The sequence below is a fragment of the Actinoplanes flavus genome (assembly GCF_017592555.1).
Classification (GTDB): Bacteria; Actinomycetota; Actinomycetes; order Mycobacteriales; family Micromonosporaceae; genus Actinoplanes; species Actinoplanes flavus.
Window position 1 is genome coordinate 63,836 of the sequence record NZ_JAGFNS010000002.1, and the last position, 18,379, is coordinate 82,214.

Annotated in this window: 12 protein-coding genes; 11 read left to right on the top strand and 1 reads right to left on the bottom strand. The window is 64.4% G+C overall.

Translation table 11 applies throughout. From position 1 onward, the window contains the following. The first annotated feature begins 13 nt into the window (after nucleotides 1-13). From J5X75_RS03330 to J5X75_RS03355, 6 genes are all read left to right on the top strand, one after another. On the top strand, nucleotides 14-727 hold the full coding sequence (locus J5X75_RS03330; RefSeq protein WP_208465765.1) for a hypothetical protein: 714 nt from the start codon (nucleotides 14-16) through the stop codon (nucleotides 725-727). A gap of 306 nt (nucleotides 728-1,033) precedes the next feature. Further along, nucleotides 1,034-1,477 (top strand): hypothetical protein, encoded by a 444-nt coding sequence (locus J5X75_RS03335; protein ID WP_208465767.1) that lies wholly within the window; start codon nucleotides 1,034-1,036, stop codon nucleotides 1,475-1,477. Then, nucleotides 1,474-2,514 (top strand): tyrosine-type recombinase/integrase, encoded by a 1,041-nt coding sequence (locus tag J5X75_RS03340; protein ID WP_307797904.1) that lies wholly within the window; start codon nucleotides 1,474-1,476, stop codon nucleotides 2,512-2,514. Before J5X75_RS03335 ends, J5X75_RS03340 begins: the two co-directional genes overlap by 4 nt. 839 nt (nucleotides 2,515-3,353) lie before the next feature. Then, the gene (locus J5X75_RS03345; protein WP_208465768.1) at nucleotides 3,354-5,804 is read left to right on the top strand and encodes a LamG-like jellyroll fold domain-containing protein; all 2,451 of its coding nucleotides are present in this window, start codon (nucleotides 3,354-3,356) and stop codon (nucleotides 5,802-5,804) included. A gap of 147 nt (nucleotides 5,805-5,951) precedes the next feature. Continuing rightward, nucleotides 5,952-12,380, top strand: coding sequence for an RHS repeat domain-containing protein (locus tag J5X75_RS45850; RefSeq protein ID WP_208465769.1), 6,429 nt, complete (start codon nucleotides 5,952-5,954; stop codon nucleotides 12,378-12,380). A 10-nt stretch (nucleotides 12,381-12,390) separates the two neighbouring features. Further along, nucleotides 12,391-12,873 (top strand): hypothetical protein, encoded by a 483-nt coding sequence (locus J5X75_RS03355; protein ID WP_208465770.1) that lies wholly within the window; start codon nucleotides 12,391-12,393, stop codon nucleotides 12,871-12,873. 231 nt (nucleotides 12,874-13,104) lie between these two features. On the opposite strand, the gene J5X75_RS03360 is transcribed toward J5X75_RS03355, so the two are convergent. After that, nucleotides 13,105-13,791: an IS3 family transposase gene (locus J5X75_RS03360; protein ID WP_208466138.1), complete on the bottom strand. Its 687-nt coding sequence runs from the start codon at nucleotides 13,789-13,791 to the stop codon at nucleotides 13,105-13,107. Between the two features lie 380 nt (nucleotides 13,792-14,171). Here J5X75_RS03360 and J5X75_RS03365 point away from each other — a divergent pair, with 380 nt between their 5' ends. The 5 genes from J5X75_RS03365 to J5X75_RS03385 all read left to right on the top strand — a co-directional run bounded on the left by J5X75_RS03365 (nucleotide 14,172) and on the right by J5X75_RS03385 (nucleotide 18,369). Continuing rightward, on the top strand, nucleotides 14,172-14,432 hold the full coding sequence (locus J5X75_RS03365; RefSeq protein WP_208465771.1) for a hypothetical protein: 261 nt from the start codon (nucleotides 14,172-14,174) through the stop codon (nucleotides 14,430-14,432). 216 nt (nucleotides 14,433-14,648) lie between these two features. After that, entirely contained in the window at nucleotides 14,649-14,873 is a 225-nt protein-coding gene (locus J5X75_RS03370; protein WP_208465772.1) for a hypothetical protein, read from the top strand. A 17-nt stretch (nucleotides 14,874-14,890) separates the two neighbouring features. Then, nucleotides 14,891-16,669 carry a recombinase family protein gene (locus J5X75_RS03375; protein WP_208465773.1) on the top strand — a complete coding sequence of 593 codons (1,779 nt, stop codon included), beginning with the start codon at nucleotides 14,891-14,893 and terminating at the stop codon, nucleotides 16,667-16,669. A gap of 171 nt (nucleotides 16,670-16,840) precedes the next feature. After that, nucleotides 16,841-17,332, top strand: coding sequence for a hypothetical protein (locus J5X75_RS03380; protein ID WP_208465774.1), 492 nt, complete (start codon nucleotides 16,841-16,843; stop codon nucleotides 17,330-17,332). Then, entirely contained in the window at nucleotides 17,329-18,369 is a 1,041-nt protein-coding gene (locus J5X75_RS03385) for a tyrosine-type recombinase/integrase (RefSeq protein ID WP_307797905.1), read from the top strand. The genes J5X75_RS03380 and J5X75_RS03385 overlap by 4 nt, the downstream gene beginning before the upstream one ends. The last annotated feature ends 10 nt before the right edge of the window (nucleotides 18,370-18,379 follow it).

The window sequence follows — 18,379 nt, forward strand, 5'->3', positions numbered from 1 at the left end:
CGCCCACCCGCCCGTGCTGTACCTCCGCGAAGACACCATCACCGAACCCGTCGACCGGTTCCTGCGCGACGAACTCGCCGGCGACACGCTCACCGCCACCCTGCGCGGACTCGCCGACGCCCACTACCGCGCCGAACTCGCGCGGCACCAGGGCGCCGACCAAAGCCGCTACCTGCGGCAGACGATCGAGGGTTGCGACAACAGGATCAAGCGCTACCGGGCCGCACTCGACGCGGGCGGCGACCCGACACTCATCGCATCCTGGATCAGCGAGACCTCAGCCGAGCGAGACAACGCGACCGCAGCACTGCGGCTGAGCGAAGCACCGCCCCAACAGATCAACGAGGGACAGACCGCCGCGATAGTCGACGGCCTCGGCAGCCTGCTCACTGTCCTGCGGGACGCCGACCCGCGCGACAAGGCGGAGCTTCACAGCCGCATCGGCCTGCGGATGACCTACCGACCTGGCCTAGAAACACTGATCGCCGAGGTTTCCACCCCGGCGAGTTCTCGTGTCTTTGATTGGTGTCCGAGGATCGACACACACCGATACCCAGTATGCCGTATGGCTATCTACAACTATTCCATTGAATTAGTACATGAGGAACCCGTCCGGGAGAAGTTCACCCGGACGGGTTCCTCGCTTCATGGGTTCTGTAGCTGCACCTCGGTCCACGAGGCAGCGCATGCTCGAAGTCGGCAAGGATCTCAACAGCGGTCCCCATGAAGGGTCGACTGGCGACGAGTCTGCCGGCGCGGAGGATCGAGGACGCCGCAGGCGAGCCGGCGAAGCCATCCGTCAGCGAGGCCGAGCAGTCGGGCGAAATCCCCAGTGAGAATTCGGTGCCGACAGCGTCACCGGTGGGGGAGGACGACGTATCCGGCCCCGCGCCGACGGCGTCGGAGGAGCGGGGAACCGTGAAGCGAACGCCGTCACCGAACCGGCGGAACTTCGAGAAAGGGCAGGCAGCAGTAAACCTCATTCGATCTTGCGGCGAGCGCATTGATCGATATGGGGTTTAACGTGTCCGAGTTGAACACCGAGGACCGGGAAGGCCATCGCCGGGAGTCGGTGGGCCTGGCGCGGGTTAGCCGTAAGCCGTTGCCGCTTCCCGACGCGCCGGCGCCGCCGCGCCGGGATGTCGTCTTCGGTATGTGCACCGTCGACAGTAAGGGCCGTGTCTCCGATACCCGGGCCATGTCGACGCTCGGTTGGGTAGCCGGTTTGCGGGTGTCGTTCACGGTCGCGCACAGAGTGGTCGTGATCAATGCTGACGATGCGGGCGGGCAGGGGGTGTGTGGCCGGCATTGTCTGCGGCTGCCGTCGAGCATGCGCCGGGCGGTCGGGATTGGTGTCAACGAGCGGGTGCTGCTGGCCGCGATCCCGGTACCGGGCCTGCTGGTGGTGCACCCCCTGGTCCAGTTGGATCACTGGTCGATGCCGATACACACGGCAGTGCTGGGCGGTGACCTGTGACCACGAGCCGGGTCAAGCCCGAGGTCCTCGAGGCGGCGCGGACGCTGCTGGATCAGATGGGCATCACCGCCGAAGACCTGCTGCAGACAGCCGGGGCGCGGCCGCACGTGCCGACGTTCGGCGAGTACGTGGCAGTGGTGCTGGCCGCGATCGGCGCCGGTGCGGCCCGTACGTACGGCAACTATCTGCGCAAGGTGGTGGACCGGTGGGGTGATCGGCGTCTGGACGAGGTCACCCCGACGGAGGTGGAGACGTTGATGCGGCAGGTGCAGGCCGAGGCGGTGCAACGCCGCAACTTCCGGGGCGGCGCCGGCTCGGGCGAGCATCTGATCACCGCGTTGCGGTGCGTGTATCGGCGGGCGGTCGCGGACCGGCTGATCGCCGACGCCGACGATCCGGCGAAGAAGGTCGCCAAACCACGCCGGCCGGCCTCGCAGCGGATCGCGATACCAGACGAGCGGCTCGCCGAGCTGGTGGCGGCCGCTGCCACCGGGTGTCGGGATCCGGAACTGGACGCGTTGATCGTCCGGTTCCACATCGAGACCGCCTACCGACGCGGCGGCCTGCTCCGCGTACGGCCGAAGGACCTGGACGTGCAGCAGTGTCTGGTCATGCTGCGGGAGAAGGGCGGCACGTTCCGCCGCCAGCCGGTGTCACCGACGCTGATGTCGTTCCTGCTGCACCACGTCCACCAGCGCGGAGCGCCGCCAGATGAGCAGCTGCTGCGGTATTTGACCGGTGGCCCGGTCGGGCGGCGCCGCTACGACGGCCTGTTCATGCGGATCGGCCGGACCCTGCCGTGGGTGACCGCACAGGGAGTGTCCGCGCACTGGCTGCGCCACACGACCCTGACCTGGGTCGAGCGGGTCTACGGCTACGGCGTCGCCCTGGCCTACGCCGGCCACGCCGAATCACCCAACGACACCGGCACCACCGCCCGCTACGTCAAAGCAACCCTGCAAGAGGTCGCCACCGCACTGGCCGGACTGACGTGTGAACTCCATCCGCTCGCGCTCAGCGAGGAGACAGAGGAGTAAAGGCGAAACGGCACCGCGGCGGAGACCTCCCGATCGCAGTCCTCTCGGTGCCGCTGAGCCGTCTGGTTTGGGCCGCGCCCTTGCCTGTTGTGGATCGGCCAAACAACATTGGACTGGTTGCCGTCGGCCTGGAGTGGCAGGTGTGCTCTGCGGGCGGTGATCTGCTGGGCGTGATCGGTCTGGGTGTGCAGTGCGTCGGCGATCAACAGGCTCCGGCCAGGCTGCCCAGCAACCTTTGGCGGCGTTGAGCAGCGGGGTGAACGCCGGGATCTCATTCGAGCTCGACCAGAAGCTTGACCTACCCGCGCCGCGGCACTCTCACACCAAGTCTCTTGTGGTAGATCACGATCTGCCTATACTCAAGATCATCAACTCTGGAGGACACTACTGTGTGTCCTCAGTGTGCGGGGGGATCCTTGATATCTAGTCCCTGGCGGCCGGTAGGCCGCCGTTTCGGTCTGCCTATCAGTCGGTTGGCTGCCTCGTCAGCTGTCTTGCTCGCAGCCGTGTCGGTGGGGGTCGTGACATCGACTTCCGCTGTGGCCGCACCGGTACGAGCGGTTGCGACCTCGGTGGAGCCGGTTGGTGCGGCTGATGCGATGCGGCAGGCATGGAAGACGCGGAAGCCTGTAGAGATCCTCGCCGAGCGGACTGAGACGTCACAGACGTTCGCCAATCCCGACGGAACCTTGCGTACCCGCGAGCATGCCACTCCGGTCAGAGTGAGGCGTGGCTCGGACTGGGTTCCAGTGAACGCGGAACTAAAGACCGCGGGTGGTGCCGTGGTGCCTCAAGCTACCACTTTGGACGTTCGGTTTTCCGCTGGTGGGTCCGGGCCGATGCTGACGCTGATAGGCGGCGAGCGCTCCCTGGCGATCTCTTGGCCCGGCGGCGACCTGCCCACCCCTGTCTTGACAGGTAACACGGCAACGTATGCCGAGGTGCTGCCGGGCGTCGACCTGGAACTGGCGGCGTACGCCGATTCATTCAGCCAGGTCCTGGTGGTCAAGACCCCGGAAGCCGCAACGAATACTGCGCTGCGTGAGTTGCGCTTCGGGCTGGTCGCCGACGGCATCACTATGCGTCAGGACGGCGATGGGTTCATTAAGGCAATGACTCCTGACCAAGTGCCATTGTTCGTCTCCGATGGCGCTCGGATGTGGGATAAGCCGCAAGCCCCGGCGGTGGCTCAGGCTCGGACGAAGAGCTCCGCGTCGTCGACGGTGACCTTGTCGCAGGAACCGGAATCCCGTCGCGTCGAGGATCTGCCCGTGTACGTGGATGACGTCTCGTTGACGGTGATTCCGTCGCAGGCGATGCTGGCCGATCCGAGCACTGTCTATCCTGTTTCCATTGACCCCGGGTTCAACGGCGGCAAGGAGATCTGGACGCACGTCAGCAGGAAGAATCCCACCAAGTCGTATTGGACCGATTCAGCGACCCGCGATGACATGCGAGTGGGTCAGCTGTGGGGTGGCACCGACACGGACGACTGGCGCACCATCGTTCAGTTCAACACCAACGAACTCGTAGACGCGACGGCGATCGTCAAGGCGTCTGTGCACGTCAATGTCAGACATAGCGCCGACTGCACGCCGTCACCCTTCCAGTTGTATCGCACGAACTGGATCAACGGTGCCGGTGCCGTAACTTGGGACAACACCAAAGACAAGACGTGGACGTTGCTCGGAACCGTGAACGCGACGGCGAACAAGAGTGCTTGTCCGAAGGGTAACGACGAGGTCAAGTTCGCCCAGACTGCGGTCAAGACGGCGTTTGAGAGCGTCGCCGCGAACGACTACACGACGTTGACCCTGGCGTTTCGTGCCCAGAGTGAGTCGGACGCGTACCAGTGGAAGAAGCTGGTGCCTGATTCGACCTATCTGGACGTCGTGTACAACAGGAAGCCGGGTGCGCCGAGCAATCTCGGGTTCAGCCCGTGCTATGCCGCGTGCGGCAACGGCACGGCCGTCACTTCCTCCAAGCGGCCGACTCTCAGCATGATGGCTGCAGACCCCGACGGCGGAACCTTGCGCTACGAGTACGAGGTCTACGCGAGCAACAAGACCACCAGAAAAGCGACGTCGGGCACCAGCATGACCGGGATAAGCAGCGGTGTTCAGCGCACTTGGACATTACAGTCTGACCTCGCGGACGGTGACTACTACTGGCGTGGTCGTGCCTGTGACAGCTATGGGTGCGGCCCGGATTCCGCCTGGTTCGGGTTCAAAGTGGATACCGCGAATCCCGGGAATCCTTCGGTGACGAGTGAGAAATATCCACCGACAGGTTGGAACGGCGGACCTGGTCAACCCGGAAAATTCATCTTCGCTCCTGGAAGCGCCGGTGACGCAGTCAAGTACTACACCTATTCACTTAACGGCGGGGCGGAAAGTCAGATCGCGCCGTCGGGGCCGTCCGGCGTTGCTTCCCGAGACCTGACTCCTACCAAGGACCTGGTCAACCTATTGAAGGTCAAGGCAATCGACACTGCGGGCAACCTGTCGGGTGCCTTTGAATACTATTTCAAGGTCAAGCCTGTGGGCGAGTCCTGGTACTGGGCGCTCAACGAAGGTCTCGGAACAACAGCCGCATCAGCGCCGGAGAACAATCGCCCCGCGACTATCTCCGGGACGGGGGTGACGTGGTCGGAGGCCGGAAAGTCCGGTGAGTCCGCAGCGACGTTCGACGGAACGGGAAACCTGTCGACAGCGTCCACCGTGTTCAACACCCTGTCTCCCGCTGGTTTCACTGTGGCTGCCTGGGTGCGGCTGCCGGCACCGCCGCCGACCCCTGACACGGGCGAAGACGACGAGCAGCCCGAACTTCCTTCACCCTTGCCGGCTGGTAACCGGTTCGCGGTATCGCAAGACGGCGCAAACACCTCGATGTTCACCCTCGGCTACCGTACGGATGTCGATGTCGACGATGACGGCGTGAACGATCCGGCCTGGTGCTTCAGTGTCGCGGCGACCGACACGGCCGATGCCGACACGAAAGCTGCTTGCACCACGGACTACGTAGAGGCCGGATCCTGGGCGCACCTTGTCGGCATCGTCGATCCGGCAACCGACAAGATCCAGCTGTACGTCAACGGTATCCCGGAAGCCGACGGCGTCCGAGCGGAGAAGCCGGGACACACGACCTGGGAAGCGACCGGCAAGTTCGGCATTGGGCGAGGCTGGACCGGCGACGTCGACACGCAATGGGTCGGTGAGATCGATGAAGTCCACGCAACGCCGCGCGTCTGGTCCGACCAGGACATTTACAGCAAAGCACAGGCCGGGTAGCCCAGCTAGGCCATAGGCACGGAACAGGTGAAGGGCCCGAACCGCATCAGGGTTCGGGCCCGCGGCCTACCTGCACCCATCTATGCGCTCTTCGGTGGAGCGTCACTTACGGGGAACGGCTGCATTCACGGCCGATAGGGAGAAAATGTGAGTAAAAGGAACCATCGTCAATTCCTGCGACGGCGCAAGATGCAAACGCCGTCACAAACCCTCCGCGCGATACTGATTACATCACTTCTGGCAAGTTCGATTGGACAACTGCCGCTCACAGCAGCCGCCGAAGCCGCAGCAGCGAAACCGCAGGATGTCAAAGGCATCAAGGTGGCGCCGGTAGAGGCCAAGCCCCTCCCGGAATACACCGCTGATGATCGCGAGTTGACCGAAGCCGACATCCCACCGGACCCCACGGTTGCCGCCAAGGAACAGGCCGTCGACCTCACCCAGCAGGGGACCGCACGAGTTCAAGCCGGCGCGTTAGCGGTCTCCGTTGAACCGGTCGCTTCCACACCGACCCTGCAGGGAACACCACAGCAGGACACCGCCAGCGTTCGGAAACTCAAAGTCAGCTCACTGAGCCGCGCCGCCACAGCGGCACTCGGCGTCAAGGGCATCGCAGTCCGTCTGGCCCGTGCCGACGGCAGTAACCTCGGCGGCCGAGTCCGCCTCACCGTGGGCTATCAGCCCGTGGCTGGCCTTTTCAACAACGAGGCACTCAGCCGCCTACGGCTCGTCCGGCTCGAAGATGGCCACCCGATCCCGTCAACTAACGATCCCCGAACCGGTACGGTGAGCGCCACGGTCGAGGTTTCAGGTGCAGCGACCGCGTCCACCTTCGCACTGACAACCGCGGCGGAGGGTGAGAACGGCGACTATTCGGCAACCAGTCTCACCCAGGCGTCGACCTGGCAGGTTTCGCAGCAGAACGGTGCCTTCGCCTGGTCGTACCCGATGAATGTTCCCAAACCGCCCGGAAGTTTCAGCCCCGATCTTTCACTGGGCTACTCCTCCGCAGCGATTGACGGACGTACCTCCGGCAACAACACCCAGGGATCCTGGATCGGCGATGGCTGGTCGTTCGATCCCGGGTTCATCGAACGCAGCTACCGGACCTGCTCCGACGACCAGGACGAGCAGAGCGGCAAAGAACCCAACAGCAAGGACATCCACGGCGGAGACCAATGCTGGTTCGACGACAACGCCACCATGTCCTTCAACGGCTCCGCCACCGAACTCGTCAAGGTCGCCAGCAGCGAGAACGACGCGGACGACACCACCGTGCTCTACCGCGGCAAAGCCGATGACGGCTCGCGCATCGAGCAGATCAAGGGCGACATCGCCAACGGTGACGACGACAAGACCTATTGGCGTCTGACTACCGTCAACGGTATCCAGTACTACTTCGGCCGCGGCAAGACCGACGGCGGCAGCTCGGACGGTGCGAGCACCAACTCCACCTGGACGGTCCCCGTCTACAGCAACCACCCCGGTGAACCGGGCTACAACGAGAAATTCGCCGAAGCACGCAAGACCCGCGCCTGGCGATGGAATCTCGACTATGCGATCGACCTGAACCGCAACACGGTCACCTACTTCTACGCCAAGGAGGAAGGCGCCTACGCCCGAGAAGGTGACGAGCAGAAACGCACCACCTACGACCGTGCCGGCTATCTCACCAAGATCGAGTACGGCAGCCGCAGCAACGCCGCGGCAACCGCACGGCCGGTCAACCGCGTCCTGTTCGACGTCGCGGACCGCTGCATCGGCACGTGTTTCACTAGCGCCGGAAAACCGATCGCCAAAAGGTTCCCCGACGCCCCCTGGGACCAGTACTGCGATGCGGCACCCTGCAGCGTGGCCCAGTACGCACCCACCTTCTGGACGGCGAAGCGGCTGGCCAACGTCAGAACCCAGGTCTACACGGGCAGCGGCGACGCCTACACCACCGTCGACAGCTACGCTCTTGCGCACGCCTACCTGCAAGCCGGCGGCAACGAGAGCACACCGATGTGGCTCAAGAGCATCACTCACACCGGCCACGTCACCACCGCAGGGGGTCCCGCGGTGACGGACCCACCCGTGGTGTTCAACCCGAACGCTGACGTCATGCCGAACCGGGTCAACACCCCGAACGGCCACTCCAGCCTGTTCCGCAACCGCATCCAGTCGATCACCACCGAGTCCGGCGGTCAGATCGGCATCACCTATTCGAAGCCCGAATGCGACGGCATCACCCTGCCGAAACCATGGGCGAACGGCAAGCGGTGCTTCCCGCAGTACTACGGAGCCGAGGGCGAGGAAGCCACACTCGACTGGTTCAACAAGTACGTTGTCACCCGCGTCGACGTCTACGACAACACCGGTGGCTTCGAACACCAGCAGACCAACTACGACTACCTCGACACCCCCGCCTGGGCCTACGACAACTCTCAGCTGACCGACCCCAAGAAGCGCACCTGGGGCGACTTCCGCGGCTACGGCCGCGTCCAGATTCGCACCGGCGTCGACACCGACACGCAGTCCCGCACCGAATACCGCTACTTCCGCGGCCTCAACGGTGACCCTCAGCCCGAGAACGAAGTCCTGCCGCCCAAGGGCACACCACGTAACGTCCAGGTCACCGACTCCCTCGGCGGTACGGTCACCGACCACGAAGCCCTCGCCGGAATGCTGCGAGAACAAATCACCTACAACGGCAACGACTGGATCTCCGGCACCCTCAACAACCCAGCCGTCCAAGGACCCACAGCCACAGCCGGAACCCTCAAAGCCTGGCGAACCCACGCGGGCAGCGAACGCCAACGCACCAAACTCGCCAACGGCGGCACCCGGTGGACAGCCACCATCACCAAAGTCAACGCCGACCACATGATCAGCGAACTCCACGACGCCGGCGACGAGGCCGTCGCCGGCGACGACCGCTGCACCCGCATGGAGTACGCCCGCAACGAGACGGCGTGGATCCTCGACCGAGTCAAACGCAAACTCGTCGACGGCGCCGACTGCACCGCCGGCAGCAAACCCGCGACCGTGATCAGCGACACCCGCTCCTACTACGACGACAAGAACGACTACGGGACCGCGCCCACCCGCGGCCTCGCCGTACGCATCGACGAACTCGACCACTTCGACGGCAGCACACCCGTCTTCGTGACATCCGTTCGCACCGGTCATGACGAACTCGGCCGAGCGATCCAGCAGACCGACGCCCTGAACAACACCACCAGGACCGACTACACCCCAGCGACCGGGGGACCGGTCACCCAGACCAAGGTCACCAATCAACTCGGCCACACTGTCATCAACACACTCAACCCTGCACTCGGCCTAGCGGTGAAGGTGACCGACGTCAACGGCCTGATCACCGAATCCGCCTTCGACGGCAACGGCCGCCTGCTGAAGGTCTGGGCACCCGGACGCTCACGGGCCACGTATCCCAACGACCCGTCCGTCAGCTACACCTACAACGTCAGCAAGACAGCATCCACCTCGATCGTCACCAAGCAACTGATCGCTTCGGGCACGAAGAACTACCGCACCACCATCGCGCTCTACGACGGCATGCTGCGCCTGCGCCAAACGCAGACACAAACGCTCGCCGGTGGCCGAGCCATCACCGAAACCGTCTACAACTCCCGCGGCCTCGTCGTCTGGGCGAGCAACCCGTACTACGACATCGACAACTCCCCACCCAGCACCACCCTGGTGACCGCCGTGCGACGCCCGGAGATCCCGTCGCTCACCACCAACATCTACGACGGTGCCGGCCGAATCACCGACGCGATCTACACCGTCAACGGCGACGAGGCATGGCGCGAACGCACCAGCTACCTGGGAGAGCGAACCAACGTCACACCCCCACGGGGCGGCATCCCCACCACCACGATCACGGACGCCCATGGCCGTCTCACCGATCTCCGCCAATACAAGGATCCGGCAAAACTCGGCAGCGACGATCCAGCGACCTTCGAGCGAACCATCTACCAATACACCAACCGCGATCAGCTCAAGTCGGTGACCGGGCCGGGCAACAACACCTGGACCTACACCTACGACCTACGCGGCAACAAGATCCGCACGGACGACCCCGATACGGGAATCTCGACCAGCGGCTATGACACCCTAGGCCGACTGAGCTGGACAAAGGACGCCCGACAGAAGGCGACCTTTTTCAAATACGACGAACTCGGACGCAAGACTGCCGCGCGGGAAGGCGCCGAGGACGGCCGACTACTCGCCGAATGGACGTACGACACTCTCGCCTACGGCGTAGCAAAACCGGCCACCGCGACCCAGTACGAGTACGACGCCAACGGCAACCGCGCGGCCTACATCACCGCGACGACCGGCTACGACGCTGCCGGCCGCCCGAAAGGCACGTCGGTAACTGTCCCGGCGAACGACAGCGGACTATGCGTCTCGGGCGAAACCAACCCGTGCACCTACACACAAACCTTCGGGTACCGCCCGAACGGTGGTCTCGAAAAGGTCACCACCCCAGCAGTTGCCGGACTTCCCGCCGAGACCGTCACCACCCTGTTCAACACCATCGGACTGCCCAACGGCCTGATCGGCAAGCAGATCTACGCCCAAGAAATCGTCTACAACCAGCTCGACGACCTCATCGGCCAAAACCTCGGCGAGCACGGCAACCGCGTCGCGCTCACCTACGGCTACGACGACGCCACCGGGCGCAAGACAACCTTCAACGCAGTTCCTGAACTGAAAAACGACGTCTACAACCTGCGCTACAAGTACAACGAAGCCGGCACCATCGAGGCGATCACCGACACACCAGACGGTGGGCAGGCCGCCGAAACACAGTGCTTCCAGTACGACGCGCTCAACCGGCTGACCGAAGCCTGGTCACAGGCGACGAACACCTGCGCCAACACGCCGACCCCCACCGTCGTGGCCGGACCCGCCGCCTACTGGCGTTCCTACACCTACGACCCGGCAGGCAACCGCAAGACCGAAACCATCCACCAGAGCACCGACATCACCCGCACCTACAACTACCCACCCTCCGCCGGCGTTGCAGGCAGCAAGCCCCACGCGGTCACCTCGATCACTGGTAGCGGTGGAAGCACCGCGGTGCACCAGTACGCCTACGACGCCAATGGCAACACCCTGTGCCGCCCCACCAGCACCGCCGCGAACCAATGCGCTGCAGACGGCACGGCAGGTACAGGAAGCCAAGCCCTGGTGTGGAACCACCAGAACCGGCTGAGCTCCAGCACCGACGCCACCGGAGCCACCAGCTACACCTACGACGCCGGCGGCAGCCGACTCATCCGCCGCGACCCGGGCGGCGCGACACTCTATCTGCCCGGTGGCATCGAAATCCGTAAACCGAAGAGCGGCAACGCCACCGGCACCCGCTATTACAGCCATGCCGGCTCCGCGATCGCCGTACGCACACCCACAACCCTGACCTGGCTTATCAACGATCATCAAGGAACCGCCACCGCCACGGTCTCCAGCGATGCGGCGCTGACAGCCACCCGCCGACGTACTACCCCTTTCGGGGAAGACCGAGGCGTCAAACCGACCTCCTGGCCCGGAGAGAAGGGATTCGTCGGGGGCACCCGCGACAACACCGGGCTCACTCACCTCGGAGCACGCGAATATGACCCAGCGATCGGCCGATTCGTATCAGTCGACCCGATCATGGACCTCGCCAACCCACAACAATGGAGCGCCTACTCCTACGCAAACAACAGCCCCATCAGCTCCTCCGACCCCACCGGCCTACTCCCGAAATGCACCGAGGAATCCGCGAACAGAGTTTGCGGTGGCGGTGGCGGCGGTGGCGGTGGCGGGGGTCCGGCCCCCGGAGAAGATGGCGGCAACAGCACCGGCGGCAACGATGGTGGCTCGTCCAGTGACACCAAGGAAGTACTTCCCCGCGTTGAGCAGCACGTAAAATGCTTCCCGGAATGGCTCTGTGAGGGATGGGAACTGCTCTGGGATAATGTGGAAGCGAACGCCGACGCGATCGTCGATATCGCAGTCGGCACCGCCGAGGCTGCTGTCGGAGTCGGTCTCGTGGGAGCGAGTACGCCCGTGGTCGCCGCTGGCGGCATTGCAATTGTCGGCTCCGACGGTTTGCTGATTTGGGTTGGGGCGCCAGCTGTCGCAGCGGGAGTCGCCGGCATTGTCACCGGTGCCGGCTTTGCAGTAGACGGAGCCGCACGCCTAGGCAACGGCTTCTCGAGACTTCAGTGGAACAATCAAGCCACACGCGGCGGTGCGGGTGGCGCCAAGCGCAAGGTTACAATCGACGACGATCACATTAAGAACGGCCATACCCCAGAGGGAATTTTCTCGACTGACTCGTCGAAGACGGAATGGGTTCCGGGGACAACCCCGGAAAGTCGGCGAGCTATGATCGAAGAGGTTCTTGAGAAGGGGCGGGTCAACAAAAATACCGGGAATAGGGATGGCGTCGTCAAGGAGCTTCGATTCAAAAATCCGGTGGGGTACAAGCGAGACCTAAAGCGGACGCCGCTCTATACGATGCGCGTCTACTTCGACCCTGCTGAGAACTTCGTGCGCAATGCCTTCCCGGTGCCATGAGGAGGTGGTGATGGAAATTTCGTTCGCGTCTGATTCTGAGTATTCCGGTCATGGGCGTGAGTTCGCTCAAGAGGGTGGTTTAGAGCTCGTTTCTCGCACTGATCTCCGGTGGTACTATTTTCTAGGTCGCTTGTCGATATCCAAGTCGGGGATCGATGTTGGTCCACCGTGGGGTTGGGTTCCGCTGTTTGATGCAATGTATTCTGTTCAGCAAACCATGCTATTTTTGCAGGGGAAAGGGGCCTTTGGTGACATCGATTTCACTGAGAACGATGAATTGATCAAGTTTGAGGTCACTCAAGGAATTCTTCATGTGGTTCCGACCTATTCCGAACTCGAGATTCGCTGTTCTGTGGACGAGTTCCTGGAGGCTGGAACCGGTTTCATTAAAGAGCAATTGCGGCGTGTGGCGACGGAATTTCCAACGCTCGCTCATAATAAGCATGCTCTTGCGCTTGGCCAAGACTTCGGCCTGGACAATTTAAGAAGGTAATGGATGCCAGTCTGCACCTCCGTAACGTGCAGACTGGCCTCTTTCCTCTTGGTTGTTCGAGGCGTCAATCCGCCGCTAAGCCCTGATTCATCAATGAATGGTCGGTTGCGGGGACCCGGAGATACAGGGGCATTGGCAATCCCCTGAAACCGTAGAGACTTTGATCTTGAGGTTTTTAGATCTTGATAGGTGGGAGAGAGCGGCGGCGTAGCCGCCTCCTTCCCCCTATCTTCATGCCGCCCGTTCGGCACGGACCCGGGCCTCGTAGACCGCCGGTGGGAGCCGGCCTGCCGTCGAGTGCCGTCTGTCGTGGTTGTACTCATCGATGAACGCGGCGACCGCGGTCCGGGCCTGGGCCCGGGTGGCGTAGCGGCCGGCGGCCGCGAGCAGCTCGAACTCCAAGGTCGAGTTGAACGACTCGGCGACCGCGTTGTCCAGCCCGGAGCCGGTGCGGCCCATCGACTGGCGCACCTTCGCCCGGCCGCAGGCGGCGCGGAACAGGTTGCCGGTGTACTCCCCGCCCTGATCGGAGTGGAAGATCACCCCGGCCACGTCACCGCCGCGGACCGCGATCGCGACCTGCAACGCCGCGGTCGCCAGCGCGGCGTCGTGGTGGGCGCCCATGGCGAACCCGACCGCCCGGCGTGAGTGCAGGTCCAGCACGGTCGCGAGGTAGAACTTCCCTTCGTCGCAGGGGATTTCGGTGAGGTCACCGACCCACGCCGTGTTCGGTGCCGCCGGCGGGGTGAAGTCGCGGTGGAGCAGATCGGGTGCCTTGCCCGCGGACTTGTCCGGCTGGGTCAGGTTGCGGCGGACCTTTGGAAGAACGGCGGCCAGATCTATGACGTACGCGTCACGGTGGAAAACCTCGCCCTCGCGGCTGCCCTCGCCGCGCTCACCGCCTGGGCAGCGGCACAGCTCGCCCCACCACCTGGATCCTCACCACACAAGCCGGCGACACCGCCACCACCGGCGCCCTGCTCCGTCGCGGCTACCTCGCAGCTGCAGCCCTCGGCCTCGCTCTCGCCGGGCTCTGGGGCCTCGGAACCGGCGCCGCCGTCGGACTTCCCGACGACGCCTACCTCAAGGCCGCCCTCTACGCCACCATCCCCATCGCCGCCAGCGCAGCGCTCGTCGCGCTTACCGCGCCACGCATCCCAGCGTCCGCGATCGCATCGTGGCTGCGCCGAGCCAGTCCACCGGTCCTGGCCATCGGCCTCGCCGCCAGCGGCGTCTACCTTCAAGAAGCAGCCAACACGCTCAGCTTCCCCGCCAACCTGCTCGGACCGCCTGGACTCGTGCAGACCGTCGGCGCCGCCCTGCTCGGCGTCGCGACCGCCATGACCGCCACCCGCCAACCGTTCCTGCGCATCATCACCGCCGTGATCCTCGGCAGCGGATACGCGCTGGTGGCCAACGTCGCCACCGCCGGCTACCTGACGATCGCCTACATCCTCGTCCTCGCCTGGTGGGCCGCCACAACCGCCATCGCCACAATCATCACGGGTGGGACGGGCAACGCCGGATGGATCACCCGCTGGCTCCCACCCTCCAGATAGAGCACGGCATACGACCAAGAGCCGCACCTCCCCGAATGCCGGGGAGTGCGGCTCTTGGTCGTATGCCGTCGGCGCATTGCCACTCAAGCTTGGAGCGGGCTTCGAGATCTGCCGCAACCGTGATTGAACGCCGAAGGCAGCTAATCAAAGGAATCGAAAGGAGCGCCATGAACGCGCACGAAAGAAGTTCCGATTGCAACGCAATTATCTGGGGGAATGTTGGCGAAAAGAGACGATATCGAATTGGCTGTTCCATCTGAAACGGAATATGATTGCGGCGGCGCTGCTGCTGACGCTGAAACGGGCGAATATCGCATAATTGTTCCACCGGAACCGCCGGATTTTGGCCCGGCAGCTGCCCGTGCATTCCTGCGCATGCTCGTACGTGCGCATCGAAAGCACGCAGGAGAATCCGCCGAAGCTGTTCTGGAGGAAGAATGACAGTAGACCACGCACGCTTGGAAGCCGACCTCGCCACTGCAAATGCCGTCGCCCCGAAGCTATCGTTCGCCTTCTACGGGCGAGTCTCGACGGAAGACAACCAGGACCCGGAGTCCTCCCTGCAATGGCAGCTCTCACGGGCCCGGACCCTCATCGCACCGCACGGTGGCCTGATCATCGCCCAGTTCTTCGACATCGGGCAGAGCCGCGCACTGCCGTGGCAGCGCCGGCCCGAAGCCAGCCAACTCCTGGCCGCGCTGAAGGACCCTGCCCGCGGCTTCGACGCCGTCGTCATCGGCGAGCCGCACCGCGCCTTCTACGGCAATCAGTACGGCCTGACCATGCCGCTGTTCACCCACTACGGCGTCCAACTGTGGGTGCCCGAGGTGGGCGGCCGCATTGATCCCGACAACGAGGGCCACGAGATGGTCATGTCGGTCTTCGGCGGTATGTGCAAGGGCGAACGCAACCGGATCAAAGTCCGCGTCCGCACCTCCATGAAATCTCAAACCAAACTCGAAGGCCGCTACCTCGGGGGACGACCGCCCTACGGATACATGCTAGGAGACCTCGGACCCCACCCGAACCCGGCGAAGGCCGCCGCGGGAAAACGACTGCACGGCCTCATCCCCGACCCGCAGACGGCTCCCGTGGTGCAGCGGATCTTCGCCATGTATCTAGACGGATACGGCCTGCACGCCATCGGCGAGAGGCTCAATCGAGACGGCATTCCGTGCCCATCGGCATACGACCGTGCGCGGAACAAGCACCGCGATGGGCTGGCATGGGCGAAGAGCGCCATCCGTGTCATCCTCAACAATCCGCGCTACACCGGGCACCAGGTCTGGAACAGGCAGCGCACCGACGAGGTGCTTCTGGACGTTGATGACGTCGCGCTCGGATATACCGCCGTCACGAAATGGAATGGCCGCGAGCGGTGGATCATCTCGGACAAGCCGGTACACGAGCCACTCGTGACAGCAGAGGCTTTCGAGCACGTGCAGCAGTTGATCGCCAAGCGAGGACGTACCTCCACCGCTCCCCAGCGGGTGTACCGCTCACACCACCCTTACGTGTTCAAGGGCCTGGTCAACTGCGGGGTATGCAACCGGAGGATGCAGGGCAGTCGCGCCAACGGGATCGCCTACTACCGCTGTAGGTACCCGCAGGAGTACGCCTTGACGAACAAGGTCGACCACCCTCGTACCGTCCTGCTGCGAGAGGACATCCTGGTCACCCCGCTGGACACCTGGCTGAGCCAAGAGTTCGGAGAACTCCAGCGCCGCCACACCGTCACGAAGATCCTGGAGCAAGCCGCCATCGGCATGCCCGTTGTGGCGCCGGCCTCGCCGAGTGGGCCGACCATCGCCGAACTCGACGCCAAACTCGCCCGTTACCGGGAGGCGCTGGATGCGGGCGCGGACCCGGCCGTGGTCGCCGGATGGATCGCCGAGACGCAGGCCGACCGTCAAATCGCACTGTCGCGTCAGCGTTTGGAGAGGACCGGGGCCGCCGACGGGAGCGCCTATCGCCTGACCGTTGAGGAGGTCACCGCCATGATCGAGGAACTCGGAGGTATGGTTGCCGTCCTCAAGACGGCCGCCCCGGAGGATAAAATCGACATATACCGCGATTTGGGTCTGCGGATGACCTACCTGCCGGAAACCAAAACGGTGCGGGCTGATCTTGCGATCGCACCACACCGTTGGCCATCGGTTTGTGTCCGAGGGGGGACTTTTCCACCCTCGTGCGGCATTCTGCACACATTCGGACAACTGGTCAACGAGTGCGCCTGAACACCTGGTTACGGCATCGCTGCCACCCGGAGTTCAGGCTTTTCGCCTGTATCCCTCGAGTGGATCTGCCGCCTGCCGGGCTGGTGAAGTCCCCGGTTTTGTAGTTGTCGGAGCAGTGCTCCTGCCACTGACTGTAGTCCTGCGGTCGCGGTTGCGCAGTCACTCGGGCGGGTGGTCGTCGTGGTGAGGGGCGTGCCGCTGCCGGCGCTGGTGCCGCGGATGAACACCGAAGACCGGGAAGGCCACCGCAGGGAGTCGGTCCGGCGGGCCCGGGTGAGCCGCAAACCGCTGCCGCTTCCCGAAGCTCCTCCGCCTCCGCGGCGGGATGTCGTGTTCGGTATGTGCGCCGTCGACAGTAAAGGCCGGATCTCCGATACCCGAGCCATGGCCACGCTCGGTTGGGAGGCCGGTTTGCGGGTGTCGTTCACGGTCGCGCACAAGGTGATCGTGATCAATGCTGACGATGCCGGCGGGCAAGGGGTGTGCGGGCGGCATTGCCTGCGGCTGCCGTCGAGCATGCGCCGCGCGGTCGGGATCGGTGTCAAAGAGCGGGTGCTGCTGGCGGCGATTCCGGATCCCGGCCTGCTGGTGGTGCACCCGCTGGTTCAGTTGGATCGTTGGTCCGCGGCCGTGCACACGGCGGTGCTGGGCGGTGAACGGTGACCACGAGCCGGGTCAAGCCCGAGGTGCTCGAGGCGGCGCGGATGCTGCTGGATCAGATGGGCATCACCGCGCAGGATCTGCTGCACACCCCGGGGGTGCGGCCGCACGTGCCGACGTTCGGCGAGTACGTGCCCGTGGTCCTGGCCGCCATCGGCGCCGGCGCGGCGCGAACCTACGGCAACTACCTGCGCAAGGTTGTCGACAGGTGGGCCGACCGGCGTTTGGACGACATCACGCCGACCGAGGTCGAGACGCTGATGCGCCAGGTCCAGGCCGACGCGGTGCAGCGTCGCAACTTCCGGGGCGGCACCGGTGCCGGTGAGCATCTGATCACCGCGTTGCGGTGCGTGTATCGGCGGGCGGTCGCGGACCGGCTGATCGCGGATGCTGATGATCCGGCGAAGAAGGTCGCCAAGCCCCGCCGTCCGACGTCGCAGCGCATCGCCCTGCCGGATGAACGGCTCGGCGAACTCGTGGCAGCAGCCGCCACAGGGGGCCGGGATCCGGAGCTGGACGCGTTGATCGTCCGGTTCCATATCGAGACCGCCTGCCGACGTGGCGGCCTGCTGCGGGTACGGCCGATGGACTTGGACGTCCAGCAGTGCCTGGTGATGTTGCGGGAGAAGGGCGGCACGTTCCGGCGCCAGCCGGTCTCACCGACCCTGATGACCTTCCTACTGCACCACGTCCACCAGCGCGGGGCACCGCCGGACGAACAGCTGTTGCGGTATCTGACCGGTGGCCCGGTCGGGCGTCGCCGCTACGACGGCCTGTTCACGCGGATCGGCCGGGACCTGCCGTGGGTGGTGACGCAGGGTGTGTCGGCGCACTGGCTGCGCCATACCACCCTGACCTGGGTCGAACGGGTCTACGGCTACGGCGTCGCCCTCGCCTACGCCGGCCACGCCGAATCACCGAACGACACCGGTACCACCGCCCGCTACGTCAAAGCGACCCTGCAGGAGGTCGCTACGGCGCTGGCCGGGCTGACCGGTGAACCGCATCCGCTGGCGCTGTCAGAGGAGGAAGCAGGGTAGAGCCGGCCAA

Coding starts and splice junctions, on each gene's coding strand:
- J5X75_RS03370 (WP_208465772.1), top strand. CDS start 14,649: ATGTTGGCGAAAAGAGACGATATCGAATTGGCTGTTCCATCTGAAACG.
- J5X75_RS03345 (WP_208465768.1), top strand. CDS start 3,354: ATGCTGACGCTGATAGGCGGCGAGCGCTCCCTGGCGATCTCTTGGCCC.
- J5X75_RS03355 (WP_208465770.1), top strand. CDS start 12,391: ATGGAAATTTCGTTCGCGTCTGATTCTGAGTATTCCGGTCATGGGCGT.